The following is a 21,143-nucleotide window of genomic DNA, read 5'->3' as shown; positions in this document are numbered from 1 at the left end:
TCCTCATAAGCCCGCCTGAAACCCGTCGATCAATTTGCCGATGGCCTGCCAGTCCGGGGCCGGGCGGGTGAATTCGTGGTTTGTGGCGATCTCTTCATAGCGGATCGCTGCCGACAGCGTGACCTGAGGCAGTCGCGTCGGCGTGCCATAGACATCCTGCTGGCCCTGCACGATCAATGTGGGCGTTTGCAGCGTGGCAAGATGCTGGTAGCGATGCGGCTCGTCGGGGCGGTTGGGGTTCTTGAACGGATAGCCCAGCACGATAATGCCGCTGATCAGCCCCGGCACATCCGCCGCCAGCTGCGTCGCCGCCACCCCGCCCGAGGAACGCCCGACCACCACCGCGCGCCGTCCCGGATGCGACAGGATCTCGGCCTTCAGCGCCGCGATGCGTTGCGGCAGGGTGAACCAGCGCCCCGGCGCCTCCCGCCGCGCGACAAGATCGGCGAATGGCACAAGCTCGACGGGGCGCAGCGCGACAAAGGCGTCTTCGATATACTGGTCGGCAGGAAAACTATCGCCCATCATGCTGTAAAACAACACCGCCTCGCTCACATCCGCTCTCCGCTCCGGGCCCCCGGCCCCAGTTTGCGCATCACCGCCCCGGCTGTCCATCGCACACGTGCAAGCGGGCCACGATCAGCCGTGGTCACGCGCCCGCGTTCCCCCTATACCTTGCGCCCCCATCAAGCGAATGGTCTATTGGGCGGCAACTCATCAAGACCAAGAATCGAGCAGTGCAATGACCGATTTCCTCTCGGGCCAGCCCGAAACCTATGACGCCTCCTCGATCGAGGTGCTCGAAGGGCTCGAACCCGTCCGTAAACGCCCCGGCATGTATATCGGCGGCACGGACGAACGCGCGCTGCACCACCTCGTGGCCGAGATCCTCGACAACTCGATGGACGAGGCCGTCGCCGGCCACGCCAACCGGATCGAGGTCGAACTCCACGCCGACTACTCGCTCACCGTGCGCGACAACGGGCGCGGGATGCCCTTTGACCCGCACCCCAAATTCCCCGGCAAATCGGCGCTCGAGGTGATCTTGTGCACCCTGCACGCGGGCGGCAAATTCTCGGGTAAGGCCTATGAGACCTCGGGCGGCTTGCACGGCGTCGGCGCTTCCGTGGTCAACGCCCTCAGCGACGTGATGATCGTGCAGGTCGCCCGCGACCGCAAACTGGTCGAGCAGCGTTTCTCGCGCGGCATCCCGCAAGGCCCGGTGGTCGAGATCGGCTCGGCCCCCAACCGGCGCGGCACCACCACCACCTTCCACCCTGACGAGCAGATCTTCGGCCAGCTGCGCTTCCGCCCCTCGCGCCTGCTCAAGATGGTGCGCTCCAAGGCGTATCTGTTCAGCGGCGTCGAAATCCGCTGGAAATCCGCCATCGAGGATGGCGACACGCCGATGGAAGCCATCTTCCACTTCCCCGGCGGACTGGCCGATTACCTGAACGAACAGCTCGGCAAAGACGTCACCTATGCCGACAAACCCTTCGCCGGGAAGGTCGGCTTTCAGGAGAAATTCGGCGTCCCCGGCTCGGTCGAATGGGCGATCAACTGGACGCCGGCCCGCGACGGTTTCGTGCAGAGCTACTGTAACACCGTGCCGACGCCCGAGGGCGGCACGCATGAGGCTGGCTTCTGGGCCGCCATCCTCAAGGGCGTGCGCGCTTACGGCGAGCTGGTCGGCAACCGCAAGGCCAAGGACATCACCCGCGAGGATATGGCAGCGGGCGGCTGCGCGCTGGTCTCGACCTTTATCCGCGAGCCGGAATTCGTGGGGCAGACCAAAGACCGCCTCGCCACGACCGAGGCCGCACGTCTGGTCGAGGGCGCAGTGCGCGACCATTTCGACAACTGGCTGGCCGGTGATCCCAAATCGGCGGGCGCGATCCTTGATTACCTGATCCTGCGCGCCGAGGAACGCCTGCGCCGCCGTCAGGAAAAGGAAACCCAGCGCAAGACCGCCACCAAGAAACTGCGCCTGCCCGGCAAGCTGGTCGATTGCTCGGCCACCAACCGCGAAGGGACAGAGCTGTTCATCGTCGAGGGCGACTCGGCCGGTGGCTCGGCCAAAATGGCCCGCGACCGCAAGAAACAGGCGCTGCTGCCCCTGCGCGGCAAGATCCTCAACGTGCTCGGCGCCGCGTCCGGCAAGATGGGCGCCAATGCCGAGATCAACGATCTGTGTCAGGCGCTCGGGGTGTCTATGGGCACCAAGTTCCGCGTCGATGATCTGCGCTATGACAAGATCATCATCATGACCGACGCCGATGTCGACGGTGCCCATATCGCGGCGCTGTTGATGACCTTTTTCTTCACCCAGATGCGCCCGATGATCGACCACGGCCACCTGTATCTGGCCTGCCCACCGCTGTTCCGCCTGACGCAAGGGGCCAAGCGCGTCTATTGTCTGGACGAGGCCGAGAAAGAGGAATGGCTGGCCAAGGGTCTGGGCGGCAAGGGGAAAATCGACGTGTCCCGCTTCAAGGGTCTGGGCGAGATGGACGCCAAGGATCTGAAAGACACAACGATGAACCCGGAATCGCGCAAGCTGATCCGCGTGTCGATTGACGAGGATATTCCGGGCGAAACGGGCGATCTGGTCGAGCGGCTGATGGGCAAAAAGCCGGAACTGCGGTTCCAGTATATTAGTGAGAACGCGCGGTTTGTTGAGGATGTGGATGTGTGACGTGGTGCGTAGGGTGGGGTTTAACCCCACCCCCTGCCACACCGCCAAGCCACCCATAGGGTGCGCATTCATTGTGCACCGAGCCCCGCCCTGTCATGGTGCGCAATGAAGGCGCGCTCTACTTGTAACACGCTTTGATCTGCCGACCCATGTGCCCCAACCCGCGCCGGTCTCCCGTAGGGCGGGGTTCACCCCGCCATGTCGGCGTCGGGTGGTGGGGTGAAACCCCACCCTACATCCAGCCCATTCGGTTTTTCTTAACTCCTCCCTGCCACCCTCGGGCTAACCACCCTTGAGGGCCCCATGCGCCTTGTCCTGCTGTTCATCTTTCTGGCGACGCCGCTCTACGCCGACCCTTGCGCCGATCATTTCCGCGCCGGGCTGCGGGTGGCCCGTCCGCTCGACGTCTGGCTGGCCGAAACCGAAGCGACGCTTTACGCCGGTCTCGACTGGGTGACCCGCGCCCGGGTTATGGAGCGGCTGGAAGCCCGCTCGGCCGTCACCAGCGCCTGTCAGGAGGTTGCCACCCTGCGCCGCGATCTGCGCGTCGCGCAGGATCGCCTCATCGCCGCGCAGCGCAGTTTTCAGCTGGCGTCGGCGCTTTGTTGGGACGTCAACCGCGCCCGCGCGCAGGGCAATCTGGCGTCGCTGGATGACCACGCCACCGCCCTGCGGGATCTGGCCGGGTACATCGCATCGCTCGACGACCGATGTCCCGGCTGATCCAACCCGGCGACAACCGTTACCACAAGGTTAACGAGACGTGCTAACGGGTTGAAAACACGCAACCCGCCGCTCTGTCCCATCAGGGGACATCACCGTGGCACGATGGTTTTCCCCACCGGCCACAGCGCGAACCCGGCCAGCTTCAGATGCGCCCAGGCGAAGGGCAGCCCGATGATCGTCACCGCCATCAGCACCGCCGAGATCAGATGCCCCAGCGCCAGCCACCACCCGGCCAGCACCAGCCACAGCAGGTTGCCCAGCGTCCCGAAGGCGCCCGTGCCGATATCCGGTCCCGACACCTCGGTCCGGTCGACCGCCTGCATGCCGAAGGGCAGCAGGCAATACCCGGCCATCACCACGGCAGAGCGGGCCCAGGGCAGCCCCACAATACTGATCGCCATCAGCAGCGCTGCGAACAACCAGCCAACGGCCATCCACACGCCACCAAAGACAAGCCACAGAACATTCAGGATCAAACTCATGCCGGGTCTCCTTTCTCATCACATGGGGACGCCGCCGCGCCGTTCAAGCCATCTTGACCCCGACACGGCCCCGCGCTAGCCCCCGCGCATGGCACCCGCACCCCTTTTGCAACTCTCCGGGATCTCGCTAACTTTCGGCGGCAATCCCTTGTTCGACAACCTCGATCTGGTGATCCAGCCGGGCGACCGTCTGGCGCTGGTCGGCCGTAACGGGTCGGGCAAATCGACGCTGATGAAGATCATGGCCGGGCTGGCCGAAGCCGACAAAGGCATCCGCGTGCTCACGCCCGGAACGACCGTCGGCTATATGGAGCAGGACCCCGATTTCAAAGGCTTCGCGACGCTGGGCGATTACGCGCTGTCGCAGCTGGACCCGTCCGAAAGCTACAAGATCGAGATCGCCGCCGAGGGGCTGGGCTTTGATCCCGATGTCGCGGTCGAGACCGCCTCGGGCGGTGAACGCCGCCGCGCCGCGCTGGCCAAGCTGCTGGCTGAAGCACCCGAGCTGATGCTGTTGGATGAGCCGACCAACCACCTCGATATTCAGGCGATCGGCTGGCTGGAAGAACGCCTGCGCGAAACCCGCGCGGCCTTTGTGATGATCAGCCACGACCGCGCCTTCCTGAATGCGCTCAGCCGGGCGATGCTCTGGGTGGATCGCGGGCAGGTGCGCCGGCTGGAGCAGGGGTTCGCCGCGTTCGAGGACTGGCGCGACAAGACCTGGATGGAAGAAGACGACGCCCGCCACAAGCTGGATCGCAAGATCAAGCACGAGGCGAAATGGGCGGTCGAGGGCATCAGCGCGCGGCGCAAACGCAATCAGGGCCGGGTGCGCGCGCTGCAGGAGCTGCGCTCGGAACGCTCCAGCCAGATCCGCCGTCAGGGCACTGCCGCGATGGCTCTGGATGCCGGGCAGCAGTCGGGCAAACTGGTGGCCGAGGCGGTGGGCATCTCGAAGACCTTCGACGGTGTGCCGATCCTCAAGGATTTCAGCCTGAAGGTGCTGCGCGGCGACCGGGTGGCCTTTGTCGGCCCCAATGGCGCGGGCAAAACGACGCTGCTCAAGATGCTGACCGGTGAGATGGAGCCTGATGAGGGCACGATCCGGCTGGGCACCAATCTGGATATGGCGCTGTTCGACCAGACCCGCGCGCGGGTCGATACCGAGATGACACTGTGGGAAAACCTGACCGGCGATCCTGAGATGCGGGTCAGCGGGCAGGCCGACCAGGTGATGGTGCGCGGCGTGCCCAAGCATGTCGTGGGCTATCTCAAGGAATTCCTGTTTGACGAAGCACAGGCCCGTGCCCCGGTGCGCAGCCTGTCGGGCGGTGAGCGGGCGCGTTTGCTGCTGGCCAAGATCATGGCGCGCGAGAGCAACCTGCTGGTGCTCGACGAGCCGACCAACGATCTGGACGTCGAAACGCTGGATCTGCTGCAAGATATCCTGGGCGAATATCCGGGCACCGTGCTGCTGGTCAGTCACGACCGTGATTTCATCGACCGGGTGGCGACGACGACGCTGGCCTTTGAGGGGCAGGGCAAGGTTGTCGCCTATGCCGGGGGCTGGTCGGATTACCGGGCTCAAAAGGCGCTGACCGAGCCGAAGCCGGTGGCAGACAAAGGCGCTTCCAAGCAAGCGGGGAAGGCTGGTCAGAAACCGGCCAAGGCCACGGCGGCACCGGTCAAGGGGCTGACGTTTTCCGAGAAGAAGCGCCTGGAAGCGCTGCCCAAGGACATCGCGCGGCTTGAGGCCGAGATCGGCAAGCTGACCGAGCTGTTGTCAGACGCCGCGATCTACACGCGTGAGCCGGTCAAGGCCTCCAAGGCCAGCCAGATGCTGACCGAGCGTCAGACAGCTCTGGGCAAGGCCGAGCAGGAATGGCTGGCGCTGGCCGAGCGGGATGAGGGTTAAGGCGCTGGTTTGTGCCATCTTCGGCGCACCAGCACCCAACCCAGCAGCACCGTCACGGCGAGGGATGCCATCAGGCCCGAGGCGTTGGTCAACGCCTCGCCAATTTCGGTGATCGAACCACCGGCCAGATACCCGACACCGACATAAACCAGCACCCAGACGCATTCTCCTGCGATCCCGGCGGCGGTGAAGTGGAGCCATGTCATCCCTGCGCCCCCGGCCAACAGGTTGACATAGGGCCCCAGAACGCTGAACAGCCAGCGCGACAGGAACACCGCCACCGCGCCACGGCGGTTGATCGAAAGCCGGGCGCGTTCGAGTACGGCTGCGCGGGTGTGATTCTGGTTCAGCCAGACTGCGGTGCGTTGATAGCCGACCCGCCCCAACTGATAGCCGGTCTGATCGCCCAGAATTGCGCCAATGAGTGCGGCGCTGGCGGCGGGGAGCAGGTCTAGATCGCCCGACGCGGCAAAGGCGCCGGCGGCGAGCATCATCATCGAGGAGGGCACCGGCACCGCCAGACAGGACAGGAAGGTCACGATGGCCAGCGCCGTGGCGCCCCAGTCCGCGACCTGCGCGAGCATCCACTCAGTCATGTCCATGCTCACGATACGCATGGATACCATCCTGAATCCGCGCGATCAGCACCGACAACGGGATGCCCTCGTCCCGCGCGATCATCTCAAGGCTGCGGCGCGGGCGGTTGTTGGCGGTCACCCCGGCAGCCTCCATCATCACCGCGCGCGGGACGTCCCACGAGCGGCCGACATAGCCCAGGGGCATCCAGCCTTCCATCGTCTGGTCGATGTGGGCGGGGTTGGTCCAATAGAAGGCGTTGAGCGCCAGCCGCGCGCCAAAGAACAGCGTCAACCCCAGCGCCAGCACGAAAGCACCACGCAGCAGCCAGCGGATCTTGGGGTGTTGCTTGGGCATTGGGGCCTTAAGGTTGGGCGGTGTCCCGGGGGATCAGCCGGATAAAGGGCACACCCCAGGGGCGCGCGACGGTGAGCATCTCAAAATCGAACAGGGCGAGTTCGGGTTTCACGCGCTCATCCAGAAACGAGGCCTCAAGATAGTGGCGAATGGTGTCGCTGTCCCAGTCCTCGGCCCCTTCGGGGACGCGCAGATACTCATACGAGGACAACAGGGTGAATCCGTCGGTATAACTGTCGCGTAGAAGCCGACCGTGATGCAGGGCGTCCAGACTTTGGGCGTCGCCGGCAAAGACAAAGCCGTGGCGGACGGGAAAATCGAAGGTGAAGTTGATCATCCCGTCGCCGAATTCCATCACCTGCGGGTTGGGCTCTTGTGCGCGGACCGCGGCCTCGATCTGACCGCGCGCCAGCCAGAAGTCGCGTTGCGCGGGGCGCAGGGGATCGGTGGCGAGCGTGGAGGCCCAGAGGCTGGCGTGCAGCAGCGTCAGACCGCCAAGCACCGTGGCAACCAGAGCGCGCGCGCCGCGTCCGCGCAGACGGCGGGCGGCGGGGGCGAGCAGGATTGCGGCACCGGCGCTCATCACCGCCATCGACAGGGCGTAGTACCACGTCGCCTGATGCCAGTAGTTGACGTTGACGAAATTATAGAGCGCTTTCAGAAGGATGCCGATGCAGATCCCGGCCATCACCGGCGCCCAGGGCTGAGTGTGGTAGCGCTTGAGCACGGCGCATAGAAACCCGGCGGTAAAGAGCGCGGGGATCACCAGCTCGACCACCCGGAAGGCCCCGCCCAGCAGGCCCGCGCGGTCGGCGGTGTAACTGGTCAGCGCCTCGCGCAGGTCGATAAACGGGGTGAAGAAGGTCGCCAGCGTGACCCATGCATTCTGCAACAGCGCGCCCTCTCCCTTGGCCGCACCGCTGACCGGGGCGAGCATGCCCGTGGTCCAGACCGACCAGCCCACGTAGAGCGCGACCGCGATGGCCGTGGGCGCGACAAGGAGTGCGGCGTCGGTGATGCGGCGGGCAAAGGGGCGACCGGGCCAGAAGGTGACACACAGGGCGACGCCGGCGGGCACGAAAACCTCATCCAGCCGGGTCAGGACCAGCGCGGCGATGACCAGTCCGAGGGTCAGCGGGTGGGTCGTCTGACGTGCGACCAGCCAAAGCAGCATGCCCGAGATCAGAAAGGCCAGCCCCGCCTCCATCCCGTCAAAGAACCCCCAGACCGGCAGATTGTGCAGGGTCTGGCCGATGGTCAGGTAATAGACCCCGGGCACCGTCAGCAGCGCCAGCAGCCAAGAGCCGGTGAAGCGCTGGATCGCCGCCCCCAGCGCCAGAACGCCGCCCAATGTGCAGACAATGGCGCTCCACGCCACAAGGGTCATCGCGCCCAGTGGGTCGCCGGTCAACGCGGTGGCGAGGCGTACCCAGACCTGCCAGGCCGGGTGAAACCCGTTGGTCGGGCGCAAGCCGTCAAAGCTCATCGCCAGTCCCTGCGAGGCCTCGCCGATGCCCAGATAGAGATACGCGTCGCCGGCCAGAAACCAGAAGGGGGCCATCGCCCCCATGGTCCACGCAACAACCAGCGCGGGCATCAGCGTGGTAAACGACGCAAAGGCAAGAAAGCTGATGGCACGCATAACGAGGCCTTTGCAGTTTGGCAGGCTGGAATGGGGCAGGGTGCGGCCGTCGGACGCTCGCCGCATTGAATTAACCAGATGCAGGCCCTGCCGAAAACCCCGTATGGCTGCGGCAGTTACGCCAATTGTTTCAACATCTGACAAAGGCCGGAGGTTCAGGAAACATTCTGGACAGGTGACGGAATTGCGGGCAGCATCGCGACATTCCTGGGTCTGTGCGATGCTGGCGATCTTTTGTGATCATTGGGCCGCCGGACCATGGCAGGAGAGAATTAACGCGATTGGAGGATCAAATGATCAAACGTTTCAAACTGTTTATTGCCGCGGCCATCGCCGCCACGACGCTGGGCGGTATTGCTACCACGGCCACGGCGCAAAACTATTCGCTGGCACCGTCCTATGGCAGCGCCACGCTGAACGCAGGATTCCTGCCCGATCCGCGCTCGGTCCGGGTGCGCGCCGGGGGGGATTATCATTTCGGCGGCAGCGGCGGTTGCCCGGGGGGCGGCTGGTTCGCCAATGCGCCCGATTTCCGCCTGCACTACCGTGCCGGGGGGTATCCGCTGACCATTTATGTCAGCGCGCCGGGCGACACGATGTTGCTGATCAATGATCCCTCGGCCACCTGGTTCTGCAACGACGACTACAACGGGCTTGACCCGCTGATCCGCTTTTCGAACCCGCGTTCGGGCCAGTATGACATCTGGGCGGGGACCTATAACCGCTCGCGCGTGCGCAACACGATGATCTATATCAGCGAGCGCTGATCGCTGGAAAGCAATGCGAAAGGCCGGGCGATTGCCCGGCCTTTTTGCTTGCAGATAAGGGGCTTAGCCCAATATCGAGAGGATACGCTCGGCTTCAGCCGCGCAAGGCGTCAGCGCGCTGGTATCCTCGCCAGGGAAAAACCGGGCGCGGGTGGCGGTGGGCATCGGCGCTGGCGTGTCGATGATCACGCGCGGCGCACCTTTGGCGGCCAGACCGGCGTTCTCAGCGGCCCATGCGCGGGCAAAGGCGATCTGCGCGGCCTTTGAGGCGCCATAGGCGGCGAAAAACTTGGTAACGCCGTCGCCGTCATGCCAGCTGGGATCGTCAAAGAACAGCGCCGTGCCACGTGGGCTGGGACGCAAAAGCGGCTCGATCAGCGGGATTAGCGCGCCGGTGGCCCGGACGGTGACGTTGATCGTCTTGTCCCAATCCTTTGCCGCGACATGCCCGGCGGGCGACAGCGGCGGGACATGGACGGCGCAATGCGCCCACAGATCGACCTTGCCCCAGCGCTCGTAGATCGACAGGCAGATCTGGCGCATCGCGTCGTCATTGGTGATGTCGACGGGCACAAGCGTGGCACTGCCGCCCTTGGCCTTGATGCGGTCGTCCAGCTCTTCGAGCGCGCCGGTGGTGCGGGCGAGGGCGACGATATGCCAGCCGCGCGCCCCCAGCGCCTCGGCGAGAGCTGCGCCCAGACCGCGCGACGCGCCGGTGATCAGCGCAATCGGGGCCTCAGGGGCGGCGGTTGATTCGGGTGTGTCAGGGTTCTGGCTCATGCTGCGCTCATGCCATCGCGTCCCGCGCCATGCAAGGCGGCGATGGGACGCGCCCGCGACGGGGTGCTGCAGGGCGCGGATTCGCGCCCGGTCCTGATTGCGAAGTTTTGAAATTAGCAGACGCCGGGGTTTGCAAAGTCAACGCGCAGTAAAGTTGCCGAGGGCGCGCGCGCCGCTTGACCCGACCGCGCCGACACCGGATAAACACGTCAACTTGGACCGACGAACAGGGAGACCCTCATGGCCCAGCAAACTCTACTTCAGGCCTCTTTTGGCACGCAATCGCTGCTCACCAAACTGCTCGCCGTTGTCGGCGGCTCTGCGGTGGTCGCTCTGGGCGCGCAGGTCAGCGTACCGATGCTGCCGGTTCCGATGACCCTGCAAACGCTCGCCGTGCTCATGGTCGGTCTGGTCGCGGGCTCGCGTCTGGGCGCGGCGGCGGTGCTGACCTATCTGGCCGAGGGTGCCATGGGGCTGCCGGTGTTCTCGAACGGTGCTGCGGGTGCGGCCTATCTGTTCGGGCCTACCGGTGGCTTCCTGATCGGCTTTGTTGCCATGGCCTATGCCGCTGGCCTGCTGGCCGAGCGGGGCGTGGCGCGCGGCTTCCTTGGCACGGCTCTGGGTGTCGCGGCGATCTCGGCGCTGCTGTATGTGCCGGGCCTGATCTGGCTGACCGCTGTGACCCCGCTGGATCTGGGCGGCGCTGTGTCGCGCGGGATGCTGCCGTTTCTGGCCGGTGATCTGGTCAAGTCGGTGATCGCGGCGCTGATCGTCACGGGTGCCTGGACCACGCTGCGCGCCCGTCGCGGCTAAGCTGCCCCCGACTGCCTGAAAAACAGCCCCCGGACGCCGCGCGCGTCCGGGGGTTTTTGCATGTCTTGCGGGGGGCTTGGCCGCGTGTCATCAACTGGGGAAGAAAAGGAGATTGCCCATGTCCGATACCCCTTCGCTGGTTCGTCGCACGCCCTGGCCCGCCAGCGCCTCGCGCCCGGTGGTCACGCCGCTGCAGCCCTCGGTGGTCTATGCCTCGCCCGATCCCGACACGCTGGATGCGCAATACGCGGGCACCAATCCGGGCTTTACCTATGCGCGCGAAGGACACCCCAACGCGCAGGTGCTGGCCGAGAAGATTGACATGCTGGAAGGGGCCGAGGGCGGGTTGATCACCGGTTCGGGCATGGCGGCGGTGACGGCAGCGCTGATGGGTGTGCTGAAGGCGGGCGATCACGTGCTGGGGGGCGATCAGCTTTACGGCCGCTCGCTGCGGCTGATGGGGCAGGATCTGAACCGCTTTGGCATCGCCACCTCGCTGGCCGATTCGACCGATGCGCGCGCCTTTGCCGCGGCGATCCGGCCCGAGACGAAGATGATCCTGCTCGAAGTCGTCTCGAACCCGACGCTGCGGGTGGCGGATATCGAGGGCATCGCCGCTGTCGCGCGCGAAAAGGGCGTGTTGCTGGCGATCGACAACACCTTCACCACGCCGCGCGGCTTCCGCCCGTTCGAGCATGGCGCGGATATCGTCATCCATTCGGTGACCAAGATCCTGTCCGGGCACTCGGACGCGACGCTGGGCTATACGGCGACCAAAGACCCAGCGCTGCGCAAGGCGATCTATGATTTCGCCGTGACCACGGGGATGACGCCCAGCCCCTTCGATTGCTGGCTGGCCGAGCGCGGGCTCTATTCATTCGAGCTGCGCTATGACCGGGCCGAGGCGAATGCCGCGGCGCTGGCCGATCATCTGGCGACGCTGCCGGGGGTGAAGAAAGTGCTGTATCCGACGCGCTCGGACCACCCGGACCAGAACCGCGCGGTGTCGCTGCTGGGCGAGCGCGGCGGCCATATGGTGAGTTTCGTGATCGAGGGCGACCGCGCTCAGGCGAACGCGCTGACCCGTGGTGCACCCGATCTGGCCTTTGCGCCGACGCTGGGCGACATCGGCACCACGCTGTCGCATCCGGCGTCGTCCTCGCACCGGGCTTTGGCGCCTGAAGCACGGGCCGCGCTGGGGATCACGGAAGGGTTCTTCCGGGTGTCGGTGGGGATCGAGGATATCGGGCTGTTGAAGAGCGAGTTCTCTAAAGCGGTGGCGGCGTCACAGGCGGTGTGAGCCTGTAGGTGCGTTTACTATTAGTGCGGGGGGCTGCCGCCCCCCGGGCCCCCTGCTTCAAGGGGGACGCACGCGCCCCCCTTGAAAATCCCCCCGTGGATATTTTTAGACAGATGATAAGAAAAAGGCGCGCCGGACGAGGACGCGCCTTTTGGGTTTGGTGTCTCGCGGGTGGGTCAGTCGGCGAGGGCGAGAAGCTGGCGGTTCGAGATGGTGCCTTCGGCGCTGACCAGCCCGGCAAGGCGGCTGTCCGAGAGCAGATCGCGCAGGTCCACGGCGCGGCCGTTGACATAGGCGCGGCGGGCGACCAGCCGGATGCCGTGGCTGTAATCGGCGTATTGCGCGCCGTGGACGGTGCTGAGCGGCTGGATCGCCTGACCGTTGCGGCGGTGCCAGCCGTAGATGGCGACGCGACCGGGATGCGATTGCAGGCGGTTGGTCAGCACGAGGTCCTTCTTGTGACCCGAAACCAGTTGACCGAGATGGCCACCCGCCTGACGGCGCTGGCCTTCGACTGTGGCGTTGTGGCGCAGGAAGTAGTTGGTCGAGGCCATCTGACCGTTCGGCTCCATCGGTGCGGGGCTGAGGTGGATCGCGGCTTGCTGGTAGATCGCGTCGACCATGCGGGTCGTCGGCAGCACCATGTCGAACCGTTCTGCCACCCGCATTGCGGCGGGCAGGCCCAGTGGCACGCGGACGAAATCGCTGTCCGAGCCGACGGCGAGGTAGTCGGGCGTGACGCAGATGGTGACGCGGGTGGGCTGACCGCTCGCGCCGGTGCCGTTGAAAGTCACGGGCACCAGATCACGAAGGAAGTCAGGAATATTGCCCGCGAGAACCTCGGAGATCACCGCGTTGTCACGCTCGCCACCGCCGCTGCCGGTCAGGCGGCCGATCACGCTGCTGCCGTCACCGGCATTGCGTGCACGGCGAGGGATGGCGCGCGTGAGGTTGCTTTCGCAGCGGTCGGATTGTCCGGCGATGGCCGAAGTCAGCGGTGGCACCGAGAGCGACGGGGCAGGCGCCTGCGCGCGCGGCGCTGTCGGTTGCGGCGTATCGAGCGAGGCGCTGGCGAGACGGGTAACGGCCTCAGGGCGCGGTTGTGGCAGGCGCGAGCGGATCAGGCTGGTTGTGTCGCCGCCGAGGCTGGCCAGAACGATCTGACCGGGCGCGGCCTGGGTTTGGGCGGGCGCTGTGTCGGCCACCTGAGGCGTGAAGGGCCGCGCGCGCGGCGTGGGCGAATGGGTGGGGGCGCGCAGGGCCGCGAGTTGCTGGGCGTCGAGCGGCGGCTCGTCGGTGGCCACCGCGTCAGGCTGCGGGACAACTTGCGGGCGGGGCGGCGGTACCGCGCGAGGTGCCCGCAAAATAATTTGTGCCGGGGCGGGAACCGGAACGCTGGTGGTGCGTTCCCCTCGTGTCAGCAAGCTGCCTTCCGGCGCAGCGACGACCTCGGGGGCTGCGGTTTCCGAGGCGTCAGCTGCCGGAGCGGCGGGTATCGGAGGTCGCGCCGCTTGAGGCGTGCGGCGGGGAAAGACCGCCTCATCCGCGTAGTCATGCGCGGCGAAGCCTGTCACCTGCGGCGAATTCAGCGACGCCAGCCACACCTGTGGTGCAGGGCTGCCAGACGCGGCGGGTTGAGCGCCTGCGGACCGTGGCACGTCGCTTGCCGCTGCAAGCGTTGCTTGCGGCGCCGGTTGCCAGAGCATCTGGGCGCTGACCGCCACCAGGGCGAGCGCGCTCAACCCCGTAGCAACCAGCGTCAACGGCCGAGCAGCCGCGTTCAGGCGCATCTTTGCGGTGCGCAATTCTTGTGTGTCCCTCGTCATACTTATCCACATACCGGCGATTGTCTTAACCGGCAATGAAGGCATCTTGGATGTCGCGACGGATCGGCGGCGCCTTGCCGACCTGCGCAGCACCTGCGCGAAGGGTAACACGGGACTCGCGGTATGGGTGCGAAAATCTCCAGCGCGATTTCAGGCGGCATGCCACGCTCTCGCCCGGTTCCGCCCCGCCCGAGGCGTGGCGCATCCCGGGAGCGATATCATGGTCAAGGTGTTGATGTGGCTTGCAGTCGTAGCCCTCGGCATGGTGGGTGCGCCAGCGATTTTGCGGGCGCGGACGGACGCGCATTTTCTGGAAATCGAGGCGGCACCCTTTCACGCCTGCGGGCGTGTCGCCGATGGCGCGGTTTTGTGCTGGGGAGCGAATGTTCAGGGCCAGCTTGGCTCGGGCAGGGCGAGAGGCTGGCGTTTTGCGCGTCGGGTGCACGGGATCTTGTCGCCAGTGAGGGCTATCGGCGCGGGTGAGTCGCACAGCTGCGCTATCGCGGCGCTGGGGCGGCTGCGGTACTGGGGGCGGAAAGCCGAGGGCCAGTTGGGGGGGGCACGACAACCGCCTCGAGCGAGCCGATGCCGGAGCTGACGCCCTGACGGGCGTCAGTGCTGCTCAGAGGCTGGTCTTTTTGAACAGCGCCTCGGGCAGCAGGCGGATGATGGTCATCACCAGCCGCCAGATGCCGCGCACATAGATCACGTTGCGGCCCTTGTCCTGTGCGGTCCAGATCGCGCGGGCCACCTCGTCGGGCTGGGCGGTCAGGCGGGGGTTCAGGTCCATGCCCTCGGTCATCCGGGTCGCAACGAAGCCCGGCTTGACGGTGATCACCTGCACCCTGGTGCGCGACAGACGGTTGCGCAACCCGCTGAGGAAGGCGGTGAACCCCGCCTTGGCCGAGCCATAGACATAATTCGACGCGCGCCCCCGGTCGCCTGCGACCGAGGAAATGCCGACCAGCGTGCCGGAATTGCGCTCGGCAAAGCGGTCGGCCAGCAGGCTGAGGATCAGCGACGGGCCTTCATAGTTCGAGCGCATCACCAGCGCAGCGGCCTGCGGGTCACGCTCGCTTTCGGCTTGGTCGCCCATGAAGCCCACGGCGCAGATCACCGTGTCGGGCAGGATGGGCAGGGCCTCGATGAACCCGGCAAAGCTGGCGGTGTCGAGCACGTCAAAGGCGTGGCAGGTCACCGGGACGCCGTGGCGCAGGTGCAGGTCGGTGGCGTCGGCTTCAAGGCTGGCGGCGTCGCGGGCGGCGAGTTGCACGGCGTAGCCTTGCCTGGCGTAGTGCTGCGCGCAGGCGCGGGCGATGTCCGAGCGGGCACCGAGGATCAGAACGCTGCTCATAGTCCCAGCCTTTCGCTTTGGGCCGAGGCGAAGGCCTGCGTTAGCCCCTGTTGACGGCGCATCTCGGCGAAGGCCTGCCAGCGCGGATCGGTGCGGCGCAGGGTGTCGGCGCTCATCCGGCTGTCTTTCGCCAGATAGAAGCGCCCGCCGTGATCGGCGGTGATACGGTCAAGTTCGGGCATCAGGTCGAGGCTCCGGCGGGTCAGGGGGAAATCGAGGGCGAGCGTGTAGCCCTCCATCGGAAAGGACAGGCGGCTGTCTTGCGGGCCAAAGCGCTTGAGGACAGCCAGAAACGAGCCGGCCCCGGTGCGGGTGATCGCGTTCAGGATCGCGCGCAGCCCTTCGGCGTGGCTTTCGAGCGGCACGACGCATTGGAACTGCATGAAACCCTTGCGGCCATAGATGCGGTTCCAGTTACGGATCGCGTCGAGCGGATAGAAGAACGAGTCGAGGCCCACGATGCTGGTCGGTGGCGTGCGCTTGCCCTTGAAATAGTAAAGCTCGTTGAAGGCGCGGATCGACCACGGGTTCAGCGCAAAGCCGGGGAAGTCGAACGGCACGCTCAGATTGCGGTGCAGGGCGGTGTCCAAAGGGCGCGGGCGTGCGAGGGGGGGGAGTTCATCGCGCGTTGCATGCTCACCGTTCATCACGATCGAGCGGCCCATCTTCGCGCCGGTCGCCGCGCAGTCGATCCACGCCATGCTGTAGGTTGCGTCGTAGGTTTGCTCGAAGGCAGCCAGCGCCTCATCCAGATTGCGGGTCGCGATGGTGGTCTGGCGGATCCAGCCGCTTTCGACCTTCTTGAGCCGGATCGCGGCGCGCAGAATGATGCCGGTCAGGCCCATGCCGCCCAGCGTCCAGCGAAACAGATCGGCGTTGTCGTTGCGCGAGCAGCGGGTGACGCTGCCATCGGCGCCCATCAGGTCGAACCAGTCGACGAAGACGCCGAAAGATCCCTCGGAATGGTGGTTCTTGCCATGCACATCGGCGGCAATCGCGCCGCCCAATGAGACGAACTTCGTCCCCGGCGTCACGCTGAGAAACCAGCCGCGCGGCAGGAAGGCGTCCATGATCTCGCCCAGCGTCACGCCGGATTCCGCGACCAGCTCACCCGTCGCGTCATCGAAAGCGATCATGTGGTTAAGGTGCCGGGTCGAGACAGCATGCGCCCCGATCGCCGGATCGCCATACGCCCGGCCCGACCCGCGCGCGATCACCGGGCCATCGCCGAGCAACGCCGCGACGCCCTGCGCGTCGCGCGGGGTGCTCAGACGGGTTTCCTGATGCGGGTAACGGCCCCAGCCTGACAGATCCATCACACGCCCTCGGCCAGCGGGGGGGTGAAAACGAACCGCTTGTCCAGCTGATACTTGACCATGTAGCCGACGGCCAGCCCCAGAACCGCGCCAATCTCGCGCGCGGTATGGGTGCCGCCGATCTGCCAGAACAGCGTCTCGCTGCCCCAGAAGATCGCCGTCGTCACCAGCCCCATCACCGTATAGAGCGCGAATTTGCGGGAATTGGCTTTCACGCCCGTCTCAGGGTCCAGAAAGATCCACCGCTTATCCAGCGCATATTTCACCACCAGCCCCAACGCGGTGCCGACCAGCACCGCCAGCGCGAACAGCGCGGGCGTCTCGCCCAATTGCAAGACCAGCCGCTGCGCGCCCAGATTGGCCAGCGTGGCGACAACGGCGAAGCCGCTGTATCGGACGACAAGCGTCCAGCCGGTTGGGGTCTGGCTCACAGCACTTTCGCTCCGACAAAGAGGCAGGCGATGATGAGCACCACCAGCTGGCTGGCCGGGTCGCGCATGGCATAGACCACCGGGTCATCGTCCATCTGCCCGCGCTGCGCCACCAGTACCATGCGCGCGATCCAGTACAGCATTACCAGACAGGCCGCCCACAGCATCAGCGGGTGGTGGTAAAGCGTCAGCGTCGCGGGCTCATTCAGATAGAGCATCAGCACCAGCACGGCGACAAACCCCGAGGCCGTGGCCATCTGCGTGATCACCGGCAGATCGCCCACGCGGTAGCCGCGACCGGCGGCCTGATCGACTCCCCGTTGAGCCATGTCGACCAGCTCGGCCTGTCGTTTGACGGCGGCGAGCGAGAAGAACAAAAACGCCGAGAACGCCAGCAGCCAGACCGACAGCTCGATCCCGGTTGCGGCACCGCCTGCAACGACGCGCATCGTGTAAAGACTGGCAAGTGCCGCGATATCGAGGATCGGCTTGCGCTTGAACCACAGCGAATAGGCGATGGTCAGGCCGTAATACCCGGCCATCACCAGCATGAAGATCGGCGGCAACAGCGCCGCCACGGCGATGCCGATCACCAGCAGCAACGGCACCATTGCCATCCCCGCTTTCAGCGGCAGCGCGCCCGAGGCCAGCGGTCGGTTGCGCTTGCGCGGGTGGGCGCGGTCCGAACCGATGTCGAGCAGGTCGTTGAGCAGATAGACCGACGAGGCCATCAGGCTGAACGCGATAACCGCCAGAATGGTCTGCCCCAGCGCCAGAAGGTTGAAATCATGCGCGGCCACCATCGGGAAAAACACCAGCGCATTCTTGGCCCATTGGTGCGGCCGCATCGCGCGGAACGCTGCGGGCAACAGCGAGTGTCTTGGCGCCAGATGACGGGTGCCGGGCCGCAGCGCCTCGACCTTGGTGCGCAGGCTGGCGTCCGCCCCGACCGTGACCGCGCCCGAGGCTTGCGACCAGACCGCCAGATCGGCGGTGCTGTCGCCCGCGTAGATGAAGGCCCCGCTGCCGAACCGTTCGCACAAGAAGGCGGCCTTGGCCGGGCCCTTGAGATTTGTTTCGCCGTTCGAGCCATGCACCTCATCAAACAGCGTGAGGTGGTCGGCAATCGCATCGGCGATGGACTGATCCGCCGCCGTCACCAGCGCCGTGCGCCCGCCGGATGCGCGCCAGTCGCGGATTTCGTCCAGAACTTCAGGAGTATAGGGCAGGGTTGCAGGATCAGGCATCCCCAGTGCCGCCAGCCGCGCTTTCAGCGCCGCTTTGCCGTGCAACAGGCCCGCCACCGCCCGCATCGGCGTGCGCCAATCGCGCGAGAACGCCGACCAGAAGGTCTCGTACAGCATATCCGAGCGGATCAGCGTTCCATCCAGATCAACGACCAGAACGGGCCGGGTGTCTGTGACCTGATCCATATGTGCAACCGACCCTGTAACCATGCCTACGCGCCTTACTGTGGTGAAAATGGCATGTCAGGCGAATGCGGCGCAAGGGGGGCTGCGGCGGGCCAAGTTCAGGGCGGTCCCGGGCCGGGCGGGGGCTTTCGGGGCGAGTCGCTTGGGGGTGTACTCTACCTTGCGAGCTGACCCCTTCCGATCTGGTCAAGAATGATGGCGGGAGCCCTTTGAACTCTTAGACCGCCATTGTCGCAGCCGGTGCCGAGACCTGTTCTCCGCATCCGGGGTATTAACATTATGAGTGTTCTCTGAATTCGGGGGATCGCGGCTTTAATCGTGCCGGATACATCCTAAATCCGTTACGTGACGTCTGGGAAGGTGCGGCGTTTGAGCGAAGCTTGCGATCCCCATTGCTGCCGCGGCCTGTGGGGAATCTGGCGTCGTGTCGTGCAAGCAATCTGTGGGTTGGGAGCGGGTGCGCTTGCCAAGTGCCGGAGTAGTAGAAACTTTCTTGCCGCGTGATCGGGTGTCAAAGCCCGGGAGGATGCGCGGCAGAGGGGGTATCTCTCTTTTAGCGCGAAATTTGGTCGATTTAATTTAATGTGTCTGAAGTCGCATGAGGGGAAGTCGCGTTTAGGTTGGAAAAGGCAACGCGATTCCCGTTAGGAGCTCACCGGATCGCCCCGATTTTTCAGCATTTGCCCGGAAAAGTCGCTGGCACTTGCCTCTTTGCTTTGCTACGTTGCCTAACGCTCGTTTTCACGTTCACTGAAGGGCACTCTTTTGCGCACAGTCATCCTACATTACCACCTCTTCAAGAATGCAGGCACGTCGGTCGACAGCATCTTTCAGGCGAATTTCGGTGAACGTTGGGTTACGCGTGAATTTCCGGCAATGGCCGGCAATAACACGAGCTTGGTAAAGGCGTGGATTGAAGAGACGCCGGAGGCTGTCGTTTTCTCCTCCCACACTGCCGCGGGTCCGCTGCCGCAGATCCCTGGCGTACAGATCATTCCGATCCTGTTTCTGCGTGATCCGATTGCGCGCATAGAATCCGCCTATGCGTTTGAGCGGGTGCAACAGGCCGAAACCTGGGGCGCCGAGCTTGCGCGCACGCATGATCTTGGTGGCTATGTTGATGCCCGTCTGTCGCGTCTTGGTGACCGGCAATGCCGCAATTTTCAGGCGGAACGATTGGCGGCCTTTTTCCCCGGACCGGAAAGCGAAGTCGAGCGCGCGACCAAGGCGTTGGCCATGCTGAACCAGACCGGGGTGGTGGGAATCGTCGAAGACTTTGACACGTCCGTTGCGCGGATCAATGCGCGGTTGCAGGGACTGTTCCCTCAATTTCAGGGGGTTAGCGCCCACAAGAACGTCACGTCGAAAGAGAAGAACGCGATCAGTCCCGCGCTGCGCACCCAACTCAATTCGGCCAACGCCGACGATTTCAGGTTGCTTAGGACCGCGAAAGAGATGATCGCCGCCTGACCCGGTTGGCGGGTCGTCAGGCCCGCCCATCCCCTGCAACGCGCCTTTTGGCCAGCAGATCGCGCATGATGATCCCGGCTTCATTCATTTCGGCGCTTTGGCTGTAGAGCCTGCCTGACAACAGCTCGGCTATATCGGCCTGACGGTCGTAATGAGCGAGTTTAAGAAAGGCGAGCGGGAACTCCCAAAACGTATCGATCAGCGTTTTTACGCGCGCTTGTGCCCGCGAAACAATATCAGCGTAGGTGTGAATGGGGTGCATCCTGTCGACGCTCCGGGCGGTCAGATAGCCGTCGATGGCGCCCGCAGCCAAACTTGCCTCCTGCACTGAATTGGAAACGCCAAATGAGAAGATGGGATCGGTGAATTGATGCGCATCGCCAATACACAGGTATCCGTCACCGGCGAAATCGTCGATGTGATACGAGTAGTTCGACGTTGACCATGTTTCGGATACCGGCTGCGCTTCGCGCAGGCGCTCGGAAAGCTCGGGGTGAAGGGACGCGAGCTGCTCGGTCAAATATTCCTGCACCGACTGACCCGATTCTTTGAACAGCGCGCCCGGCGTCACGACGCCGATGCTGGTGACCGTGCTGCTGATCGGGATGAACCAAGCCCACAGGTGCCGCGCGGCATAGAAGATATGGGTGGCCCCATCGTCTGGAGCGGCGTCGCGGCGGGCCCCTTCAAACTGGCCGTAAAACGCGACCTGCTTTTCGTACCCGCCCCGGTGTCGCGCACCGCACACGCCCGAACGGCTGAGGAACGTCTGCAACCCCGACGCATCGGCGACGAAATCCGCTGTCAGATCGCTGTCTTCTCCGGTTTCGTCCCGCAGGCGCAGGCCGCTGATCCGGCCATCTCGGCGCAGGACGCCCCGGGCCTCGGCCCGGATCAGTTCTGCGCCCTCGGCAAGAGCGCCGTTCAGCAACAGGCTGTCGAACTCGGGGCGTCTGACTTGCCAGGTTTGGCCGGGGATGATCACACCATCCTCACCCAGCCGCTGCACGGGAACCCGGAAGCGGTTGAGTTTGTTGGGGCCATGGACGGTGACTGCGCGTTTGACAGGAAACCCTGCGGCGTCCATCGCGTCGCCAAAGCCCATCTCGCGCAGCACGATCGCGCATTCGCCGGTCAGCGATTCACCGATGTGTTCGCGCGGAAACGTCGCTTTCTCGACCAGCACCACGCGGTAGCCCAAGCGGCGCAGCCGAACGGCAAGTGTTGCGCCGCCCGGACCGGCCCCAACGATGGCCACCG

The 21,143-nt window shown here is 65.1% G+C and carries 20 protein-coding genes; 8 read left to right on the top strand and 12 right to left on the bottom strand.

The window, feature by feature from the left end; translation table 11 throughout:
• Window positions 1-3: 3 nt before the first annotated feature.
• Window positions 4-555, bottom strand: coding sequence for an alpha/beta family hydrolase (locus EAE28_RS00630; protein WP_127103889.1), 552 nt, complete (start codon window positions 553-555; stop codon window positions 4-6).
• 187 nt (window positions 556-742) lie between these two features.
• Between EAE28_RS00630 and parE the strand changes: the two genes are divergently transcribed.
• Window positions 743-2,695: a DNA topoisomerase IV subunit B gene (gene parE, locus EAE28_RS00625; protein WP_127103888.1), complete on the top strand. Its 1,953-nt coding sequence runs from the start codon at window positions 743-745 to the stop codon at window positions 2,693-2,695.
• Window positions 2,696-2,998: 303 nt separating this feature from the next.
• Window positions 2,999-3,418: a hypothetical protein gene (locus tag EAE28_RS00620; protein ID WP_127103887.1), complete on the top strand. Its 420-nt coding sequence runs from the start codon at window positions 2,999-3,001 to the stop codon at window positions 3,416-3,418.
• 92 nt (window positions 3,419-3,510) lie between these two features.
• On the opposite strand, the gene EAE28_RS00615 is transcribed toward EAE28_RS00620, so the two are convergent.
• On the bottom strand, window positions 3,511-3,903 hold the full coding sequence (locus tag EAE28_RS00615) for a YccF domain-containing protein (RefSeq protein ID WP_127103886.1): 393 nt from the start codon (window positions 3,901-3,903) through the stop codon (window positions 3,511-3,513).
• 88 nt (window positions 3,904-3,991) lie between these two features.
• Here EAE28_RS00615 and EAE28_RS00610 point away from each other — a divergent pair, with 88 nt between their 5' ends.
• Window positions 3,992-5,818 carry an ABC-F family ATP-binding cassette domain-containing protein gene (locus tag EAE28_RS00610; protein ID WP_127103885.1) on the top strand — a complete coding sequence of 609 codons (1,827 nt, stop codon included), beginning with the start codon at window positions 3,992-3,994 and terminating at the stop codon, window positions 5,816-5,818.
• Here the strand turns inward: EAE28_RS00610 and EAE28_RS00605 are convergent.
• Genes EAE28_RS00605 through EAE28_RS00595 form a run of 3 tightly spaced genes read right to left on the bottom strand, consistent with a single transcriptional unit; the run spans window position 5,815 to window position 8,393 of the window.
• Entirely contained in the window at window positions 5,815-6,435 is a 621-nt protein-coding gene (locus EAE28_RS00605) for a DedA family protein (RefSeq protein WP_164736505.1), read from the bottom strand. The genes EAE28_RS00610 and EAE28_RS00605 overlap by 4 nt on opposite strands.
• The gene (locus tag EAE28_RS00600) at window positions 6,407-6,751 is read right to left on the bottom strand and encodes a hypothetical protein (protein WP_127103883.1); all 345 of its coding nucleotides are present in this window, start codon (window positions 6,749-6,751) and stop codon (window positions 6,407-6,409) included. Before EAE28_RS00600 ends, EAE28_RS00605 begins: the two co-directional genes overlap by 29 nt.
• A 7-nt stretch (window positions 6,752-6,758) precedes the next feature.
• Window positions 6,759-8,393, bottom strand: a complete 1,635-nt coding sequence (locus tag EAE28_RS00595; protein WP_127103882.1) for a hypothetical protein — start codon at window positions 8,391-8,393, stop codon at window positions 6,759-6,761.
• A 293-nt stretch (window positions 8,394-8,686) separates the two neighbouring features.
• Here EAE28_RS00595 and EAE28_RS00590 point away from each other — a divergent pair, with 293 nt between their 5' ends.
• Entirely contained in the window at window positions 8,687-9,160 is a 474-nt protein-coding gene (locus EAE28_RS00590; RefSeq protein ID WP_127103881.1) for a peptidase S1, read from the top strand.
• A 63-nt stretch (window positions 9,161-9,223) separates the two neighbouring features.
• On the opposite strand, the gene EAE28_RS00585 is transcribed toward EAE28_RS00590, so the two are convergent.
• Window positions 9,224-9,940: an SDR family NAD(P)-dependent oxidoreductase gene (locus EAE28_RS00585; protein WP_127103880.1), complete on the bottom strand. Its 717-nt coding sequence runs from the start codon at window positions 9,938-9,940 to the stop codon at window positions 9,224-9,226.
• A gap of 240 nt (window positions 9,941-10,180) precedes the next feature.
• Between EAE28_RS00585 and EAE28_RS00580 the strand changes: the two genes are divergently transcribed.
• Window positions 10,181-10,753 carry a biotin transporter BioY gene (locus EAE28_RS00580; RefSeq protein WP_127103879.1) on the top strand — a complete coding sequence of 191 codons (573 nt, stop codon included), beginning with the start codon at window positions 10,181-10,183 and terminating at the stop codon, window positions 10,751-10,753.
• Between the two features lie 118 nt (window positions 10,754-10,871).
• Complete coding sequence (locus tag EAE28_RS00575; RefSeq protein ID WP_127103878.1) at window positions 10,872-12,053, top strand: trans-sulfuration enzyme family protein; 1,182 nt, start codon at window positions 10,872-10,874, stop codon at window positions 12,051-12,053.
• 176 nt (window positions 12,054-12,229) lie between these two features.
• Here EAE28_RS00575 and EAE28_RS00570 read toward each other — a convergent pair whose 3' ends face one another.
• A complete protein-coding gene (locus EAE28_RS00570; RefSeq protein ID WP_164736504.1) occupies window positions 12,230-13,879 on the bottom strand; it encodes a hypothetical protein in 1,650 nt (549 codons plus the stop codon).
• Window positions 13,880-14,099: 220 nt separating this feature from the next.
• Between EAE28_RS00570 and EAE28_RS24410 the strand changes: the two genes are divergently transcribed.
• On the top strand, window positions 14,100-14,477 hold the full coding sequence (locus EAE28_RS24410) for an RCC1 domain-containing protein (RefSeq protein WP_127103876.1): 378 nt from the start codon (window positions 14,100-14,102) through the stop codon (window positions 14,475-14,477).
• 24 nt (window positions 14,478-14,501) lie between these two features.
• On the opposite strand, the gene EAE28_RS00560 is transcribed toward EAE28_RS24410, so the two are convergent.
• Genes EAE28_RS00560 through EAE28_RS00545 form a run of 4 tightly spaced genes read right to left on the bottom strand, consistent with a single transcriptional unit; the run spans window position 14,502 to window position 18,413 of the window.
• Window positions 14,502-15,233, bottom strand: coding sequence for an SDR family oxidoreductase (locus EAE28_RS00560; protein ID WP_127103875.1), 732 nt, complete (start codon window positions 15,231-15,233; stop codon window positions 14,502-14,504).
• Window positions 15,230-16,549 (bottom strand): FAD-binding oxidoreductase, encoded by a 1,320-nt coding sequence (locus EAE28_RS00555; RefSeq protein ID WP_127103874.1) that lies wholly within the window; start codon window positions 16,547-16,549, stop codon window positions 15,230-15,232. Before EAE28_RS00555 ends, EAE28_RS00560 begins: the two co-directional genes overlap by 4 nt.
• Window positions 16,549-16,980, bottom strand: a complete 432-nt coding sequence (locus EAE28_RS00550; RefSeq protein WP_127103873.1) for a GtrA family protein — start codon at window positions 16,978-16,980, stop codon at window positions 16,549-16,551. Before EAE28_RS00550 ends, EAE28_RS00555 begins: the two co-directional genes overlap by 1 nt.
• The gene (locus EAE28_RS00545) at window positions 16,977-18,413 is read right to left on the bottom strand and encodes a UbiA family prenyltransferase (RefSeq protein WP_127103872.1); all 1,437 of its coding nucleotides are present in this window, start codon (window positions 18,411-18,413) and stop codon (window positions 16,977-16,979) included. Before EAE28_RS00545 ends, EAE28_RS00550 begins: the two co-directional genes overlap by 4 nt.
• 765 nt (window positions 18,414-19,178) lie before the next feature.
• Here EAE28_RS00545 and EAE28_RS00540 point away from each other — a divergent pair.
• The gene (locus EAE28_RS00540; protein ID WP_164736503.1) at window positions 19,179-19,883 is read left to right on the top strand and encodes a sulfotransferase family 2 domain-containing protein; all 705 of its coding nucleotides are present in this window, start codon (window positions 19,179-19,181) and stop codon (window positions 19,881-19,883) included.
• Between the two features lie 16 nt (window positions 19,884-19,899).
• On the opposite strand, the gene EAE28_RS00535 is transcribed toward EAE28_RS00540, so the two are convergent.
• A complete protein-coding gene (locus EAE28_RS00535) occupies window positions 19,900-21,141 on the bottom strand; it encodes an NAD(P)/FAD-dependent oxidoreductase (protein WP_281279571.1) in 1,242 nt (413 codons plus the stop codon).
• Window positions 21,142-21,143: the final 2 nt, after the last annotated feature.

This window comes from Pararhodobacter zhoushanensis, assembly GCF_003990445.1.
GTDB lineage: Bacteria > Pseudomonadota > Alphaproteobacteria > Rhodobacterales > Rhodobacteraceae > Pararhodobacter > Pararhodobacter zhoushanensis.
This window is presented reverse-complemented; position numbering and strand designations above follow the sequence as displayed.

Excerpts from the sequence above, each read along its gene's own strand:
- parE (WP_127103888.1), top strand. The coding sequence starts at position 743 with ATGACCGATTTCCTCTCGGGCCAGCCCGAAACCTATGACGCCTCCTCG.
- EAE28_RS00620 (WP_127103887.1), top strand. The coding sequence starts at position 2,999 with ATGCGCCTTGTCCTGCTGTTCATCTTTCTGGCGACGCCGCTCTACGCC.
- EAE28_RS00615 (WP_127103886.1), bottom strand. The coding sequence starts at position 3,903 with ATGAGTTTGATCCTGAATGTTCTGTGGCTTGTCTTTGGTGGCGTGTGG.
- EAE28_RS00610 (WP_127103885.1), top strand. The coding sequence starts at position 3,992 with ATGGCACCCGCACCCCTTTTGCAACTCTCCGGGATCTCGCTAACTTTC.
- EAE28_RS00605 (WP_164736505.1), bottom strand. The coding sequence starts at position 6,435 with ATGCGTATCGTGAGCATGGACATGACTGAGTGGATGCTCGCGCAGGTC.
- EAE28_RS00600 (WP_127103883.1), bottom strand. The coding sequence starts at position 6,751 with ATGCCCAAGCAACACCCCAAGATCCGCTGGCTGCTGCGTGGTGCTTTC.
- EAE28_RS00595 (WP_127103882.1), bottom strand. The coding sequence starts at position 8,393 with ATGCGTGCCATCAGCTTTCTTGCCTTTGCGTCGTTTACCACGCTGATG.
- EAE28_RS00590 (WP_127103881.1), top strand. The coding sequence starts at position 8,687 with ATGATCAAACGTTTCAAACTGTTTATTGCCGCGGCCATCGCCGCCACG.
- EAE28_RS00585 (WP_127103880.1), bottom strand. The coding sequence starts at position 9,940 with ATGAGCCAGAACCCTGACACACCCGAATCAACCGCCGCCCCTGAGGCC.
- EAE28_RS00580 (WP_127103879.1), top strand. The coding sequence starts at position 10,181 with ATGGCCCAGCAAACTCTACTTCAGGCCTCTTTTGGCACGCAATCGCTG.
- EAE28_RS00575 (WP_127103878.1), top strand. The coding sequence starts at position 10,872 with ATGTCCGATACCCCTTCGCTGGTTCGTCGCACGCCCTGGCCCGCCAGC.
- EAE28_RS00570 (WP_164736504.1), bottom strand. The coding sequence starts at position 13,879 with ATGACGAGGGACACACAAGAATTGCGCACCGCAAAGATGCGCCTGAAC.
- EAE28_RS24410 (WP_127103876.1), top strand. The coding sequence starts at position 14,100 with ATGGTCAAGGTGTTGATGTGGCTTGCAGTCGTAGCCCTCGGCATGGTG.
- EAE28_RS00560 (WP_127103875.1), bottom strand. The coding sequence starts at position 15,233 with ATGAGCAGCGTTCTGATCCTCGGTGCCCGCTCGGACATCGCCCGCGCC.
- EAE28_RS00555 (WP_127103874.1), bottom strand. The coding sequence starts at position 16,549 with ATGGATCTGTCAGGCTGGGGCCGTTACCCGCATCAGGAAACCCGTCTG.
- EAE28_RS00545 (WP_127103872.1), bottom strand. The coding sequence starts at position 18,413 with ATGGATCAGGTCACAGACACCCGGCCCGTTCTGGTCGTTGATCTGGAT.